Here is a 622-nt window from a genome sequence, read left to right on the forward strand (position 1 = left end):
CGATCCGGAAGGCAATGCCCTGACCGTCACCGGCTTCAGCTTCGGCGGTAGCAGCTATCTGGCCGGAGAGACCGCCACCATCAATGGTGTCGGCAGCCTGGTCATCAACAGCGACGGCAGCTTCACCTTCACCCCCGCCCTGGACTACACCGGCGCGGTGCCGAGTGCCACCTACACCCTCTCCGATGGAAGCCTCACCGATACCGCGGAGCTCAGTTTCTCCATCGTCAATCCCGAAAACGACGCACCCATCGCTGCTGATGACGGTCCGATTGCGGTCACCGAAGACACTCCAGTCAATGGCAATGTCCTGACCAATGACACGGACACTGATGGCGATGCCCTGACTGTTACCCAGTTCGTGGTCAACGGCACCACCTACCAGGCCGGCGATACCGCCACCATCACCAACGTCGGCACGCTGGTGATCAATGCCAATGGTTCGTATACCTTCACCCCGGCGCAGAACTACAACGGCCCGGTGCCCAGTGCGACCTACACCGTCAGCGACGGCAGCCTCACCGACACCGCCGAGCTGAGCTTCGGCAACGTATCGCCGGTCAACGACGCGCCAGAAACCAACGCGGCAGCCGGCTCGGGCAACGAAGACAGCCCGATCACC

General features: G+C 62.4%; 1 protein-coding gene. It reads left to right on the plus strand.

The features are described 5' to 3' along the window. The coding region (locus E8E75_RS00085; protein WP_280357625.1) for an Ig-like domain-containing protein at positions 1-622 on the plus strand (622 nt) is incomplete at both ends.

The organism is Pseudomonas sp. BN606 (genome assembly GCF_029873115.1).
Taxonomy (GTDB): Bacteria; Pseudomonadota; Gammaproteobacteria; order Pseudomonadales; family Pseudomonadaceae; genus Metapseudomonas.